Annotated in this window: 5 protein-coding genes and 2 pseudogenes; 6 read left to right on the forward strand and 1 reads right to left on the reverse strand. The window is 65.7% G+C overall.

Translation table 11 applies throughout. From position 1 onward, the window contains the following. Positions 1–378, reverse strand: a pseudogene (locus tag BG35_RS10855) (NlpC/P60 family protein); the annotation flags it as partial. 61 nt (positions 379–439) lie between these two features. Between BG35_RS10855 and BG35_RS0107280 the strand changes: the two are divergent. From BG35_RS0107280 to BG35_RS12770, 6 genes and pseudogenes are all read left to right on the forward strand, one after another. After that, on the forward strand, positions 440–1360 hold the full coding sequence (locus BG35_RS0107280) for a serine hydrolase (RefSeq protein WP_025782310.1): 921 nt from the start codon (positions 440–442) through the stop codon (positions 1358–1360). Positions 1361–1540: 180 nt separating this feature from the next. Next, a complete protein-coding gene (locus tag BG35_RS0107285; protein WP_152535218.1) occupies positions 1541–1855 on the forward strand; it encodes a hypothetical protein in 315 nt (104 codons plus the stop codon). Continuing rightward, a complete protein-coding gene (locus BG35_RS0107290; RefSeq protein ID WP_025782312.1) occupies positions 1852–2490 on the forward strand; it encodes a hypothetical protein in 639 nt (212 codons plus the stop codon). The genes BG35_RS0107285 and BG35_RS0107290 overlap by 4 nt, the downstream gene beginning before the upstream one ends. Then, positions 2480–2674, forward strand: coding sequence for a hypothetical protein (locus BG35_RS0107295; protein WP_025782313.1), 195 nt, complete (start codon positions 2480–2482; stop codon positions 2672–2674). Before BG35_RS0107290 ends, BG35_RS0107295 begins: the two co-directional genes overlap by 11 nt. Then, positions 2671–3756: a hypothetical protein gene (locus tag BG35_RS0107300; RefSeq protein WP_025782314.1), complete on the forward strand. Its 1086-nt coding sequence runs from the start codon at positions 2671–2673 to the stop codon at positions 3754–3756. Before BG35_RS0107295 ends, BG35_RS0107300 begins: the two co-directional genes overlap by 4 nt. A gap of 120 nt (positions 3757–3876) precedes the next feature. Then, positions 3877–4015 (forward strand): annotated as a pseudogene (locus tag BG35_RS12770) (DNA-binding response regulator); the annotation flags it as partial.

Consider the following 4015-nt stretch of genomic DNA (forward strand, 5'->3'; position numbering starts at 1 on the left):
GGGGGCGTGGGCGCCCCCCAGCAGGTAGCGGTTCTCCGTACCCATGGCCTGGCGGGCAAACTCCAGAACCTCCCCCAGCCGCCCCTGAATGGCGGAAAAGCTGAGCAGCAGGGGCTGGTATTGGGCGGAGTGAAGCTGCTGGCTCAGCAGGTCGCGGCAGTCCATGAAACAGGGATAGCCATCCTCCGCTAGACACACCCGCTGACGTGTGCCCGGCGCCGGGTTGGGGTGGACGGCTTCCAGCAGCCGCAGCAAGCGCCCCGCCGCCGCCTGGGTGCCCAACGCCAGACCATGGCGCTGTTCATAGCCGGGGGTGTTGCGGGTGAGGCGCCATGTGGAGAAGGCCGCCAGGGCAGGGGGAGAAGGGGTGGATGTCATCCGTCCTGGAGGGATTCAGACGGATTGGATACGCTGCCCATCAGTTTGCTCAACATTGGCCTTGGCCTTCTATGCCAACGACGGGGATCTCCAGGAACACCTGTCGCGCAGCCTGAAAGACATGGGACAGCATTGGCCATGGGTGGCTCAGCAGGTATCTGTCACCTGGTTGCGCTATGAGAATAGTCTGGTGGATCAGGCGGCACAGCTTGCCAGCGACGAGTTCTGGGCCTTGCCGGTGGCTGGCGCCAGCCACGGCGGCGCCACCCCCCGTTATCCCGCCAGCGTGGTGAAGCTGGTGTACATGGCGGCCCTGGAAGCCTGGTACGCCCAGGGCCTTCTGCGCCGCACGGCGGAGTTGAAGCGGGCCACCGGGGCCATGATTGGCCACTCCAGCAACGATGCCACCGCCTACGTGGTGGATGTCCTCACGGGCGCCGCCAGCGGCCCGGAGCTTGTTGGAGACGCTTACATCACCTGGCAACGACAGCGGCAACTGGTGAACCAGTGGCTACAAGAGCAAGGCTGGCCCGAATTGCAACACTGCAACTGCTGCCAGAAAACCTGGGAGGAGGGACCCTACGGGCGGGAAAGGCAGTTTTACGGTCTTCAACGGCAAAACCGCAACCGCCTCAGTAGTGATGCCACGGCCCGCTTCCTCCACGCCATCATGGCGGGGGAGTTGATTTCGCCGGTGGCCAGCACCCACATGCGTCAACAGCTTTGGCGCTCCCTGGATGCCGCGGACCGTCAGGCGGACCCTGAAAACCAGGTGGACGGCTTTCTTGGCGCAGCCCTGCCTGAAGGCAGTCAACTGTGGAGCAAGGCCGGCTGGATGAGCACCGCCCGGGCTGACGTTGCTTACGTGGAAGCTCCCCGGCACAGGCCCACCCTGGTGGCGGTGCTGGGGGAGGGGGCGGCCAGCGCCGACGACAACCGTTGGCTACCGGAACTCATGGCCAAGCTGCTCACCGCCTGCTGATCCATGGGGCGCCTTTGAACATCCTGGGACAGGATGGAGGCCATGGATGGGGGGAGTTGAGCTCGGTAACGTGTGTGGCTATGCGGCGGAGGAAGAGAAGCAGGCAGAGCACATGAAGCGTTGGCATCGAGTGTTGAAGGCGCTTGGAGAGACCAAGGTTCGCCCTCCCCCTCGCCCTTCATGCTGGATCGTCGATACCTTCCGCCGTTTGCCAGTCTCACCCCGATGACCGCGGCCGAGGCGAAAGTCTATGCAGCCAAGGGCTGGACCCGCCGGGATCCGGTGGTGGTGGCGTTGACGGCGTTGGAAGCCGCCTCGCCACCGGCTGTGCAACCGACGGTGAGCATTGCCGGTGGTGCGTCTGTCACCGAGGGCGGTGACGCAACCTTCGCCATGACGGCTAAACCTGTGCCGACTGCGGACCTGCCGGTGACGGTGAACGTGGCTGAGACTGGCAGCTTCGCGCCGCTGGAGCGACCGGAGAAAAGACAGTGAGCATCGACGCCAGCGGGACGGCGGCCTTCACGGTGTCTACGGAGGACGACGCAGTGGATGAAGAGGACGGCACGATTGCTGCCATGTTGACTGCTGGCACGGGCTACACGGTAGGCAGTGTCGCCTCGGCCAGTGTGGCGGTGGCGGATAACGACGTGTCAGTGTCATCGATACCCATGCTCTCGGTGTCTGACGCCTCGGCTGACGAGGGAGAGGCAGTGGAGTTCGTGATTCGCCTGTCGCGGCCCCATGACAAAATCGTGGCGTTGTTGGCGCGCACCAGGGAGAGCAACCCGGTGTCGGCGGTGCAAGGCACGGACTTCTCCCTCAGTTGGTTTGGCGCAGTCTTTAGGAGCATCCCTGCCGGGGAGACGGAGAGGACGGTGAAGGTGAGGACGTTGGATGACCTGCACAACGACGGGGAGACCTTCGAGTTGTACATCGCTCGGGTGTATTACCCCGGTGTGGGGATCGCGGATGGAGTGGGGGTAGGCGCCATCAGGAACAGCGACCCGATTCCGGCTGCGTGGCTGGGTCGTTTTGGCCGCACGGTGTCCCAACAGGTGGTGGATGCCCTGCGACAGCGCTTCAGCGCCTCCGCCCCAATCCGGTCTGAGGCTCACGGTGGCGGGTGAGGAGGAGTTGAGCAGTGGTGAGCAGTTGGCGGCGGACTCTTCCTTCAGCTTCTCCCCCCAGACAGTGGCAGCCGCTGGCGCAGGGACGGGGGGAACAGCAGGGACCGGGTTAGCCTTCTGGGGTCAGGGCGCCATCGCCTCCTTCAGCGGCAGGGGGACGCCCTCTCCCTGGATGGGGACGTGACCACCCTGCTTGTTGGGGCGGACTGGCGCGGCGAGCGCTGGCAGGCTGGCGCCGCCCGCTCCCGCTCCTGGGGCAACGGCTCCTACGACGGCAACAACGACGAGGGCGCCACCGCCGCCACCCGTGGGGACGGCAGCATCAGCACCAGCCTGACCGGGCTGTTCCCCTACGGCCGTTACGCCCTGACGCCACGCCTGGCCACAGGTGGCTACGGCTGGGGGAACCTCACCCTGAAGCCACAAGGGCATGGTGGAGAGGAGTTGGATGCCGACACCAACCTGGCCATGGGCGCCCTCGGGCTGGAGGGTGTCCTGCTGGATGGCGGCGGCGCCGGACTCTCCCTCTCCACCACGGCTGATGCCCTCCTGGGGGAGACCACGTCCGAGGAGGTGAAGGGTCTGCAGCCTTCCGATACCACCGTCTCCCGCCTCCGCCTGGGGCTGGCTGCCACAAGGCCGATGCCCTTGGCCAACGGCGCCGCACTGCTCCCCGCCATGGAGATCGGCATCAGACAAGGCGGCGGGGATGCCGAGGCCGGCTTCGGCCTGGAGCTGGGCGCTGGACTGGTCTGGAACGATCCCCAGCAGGGCATCAGCGTTGAGGTGAAGGGACGCACCCTCCTGACCCATGCAGAAGAACAGTTCCGGGAGCAGGGCTTGGCCCTCTCCTTCGCCTGGGACCCCGCCCCCACCAATCGCGGGCCGTCCCTCTCCCTGAGTCATGCTGTTGGCGCTACTGCCTCGGGGGGTATGGATGCCCTGCTCAATCCCGTCGTCCCGGAGGGGCTGGCCGCACACGTCAGCACCGGGCGCCAGTTTGAAGCGCAACTCGCCTACGGCTTCCCCGTCTCCAACGACCGCCTCACCCGCACCCCGTCGGTGGGCTTGGCCCTCTCGCCGGATAGCAGGACGTACAGCATGGCATGGGCACTGGCCCCTATACCCAGCAGGGGCAGGGAAACCGTGGCAGATCTCCCTCGAAGGAGAACGGCAGGAACGTTTCTCCTCGGCTTCCCCAACGGAACACTCCCTCGCACTCCGCTTCCCACTACTCCTCTGAACGGCTGGCCAGCCGTTCAGTAACCCCCGGTCGAGATAGAGCACATGTTAATGTTACAGGCCTTGACCTTGGAGACCCGGTTGCCGCTGCCAACGAGACAACCGTGGGTCGCTAGATTGCTGGAGTTGCTACCGGCGCCAGCCATGACAACCCTTCCCTCCCCCTCCCCTCATGCTGCGGCGGAATCCCTCGCTGCCCCGGCGCGGCTGCTGCTGGTGGACGACGAGCCCAGCCTCCGCAAGGCCACCCAGGCCTATCTGGAGGAAGAGTCCTTTTGTGTGG

Source organism: Candidatus Synechococcus spongiarum SH4 (assembly GCF_000586015.1).
GTDB classification, from domain to species: Bacteria; Cyanobacteriota; Cyanobacteriia; order PCC-6307; family Cyanobiaceae; genus Synechococcus_B; species Synechococcus_B spongiarum_F.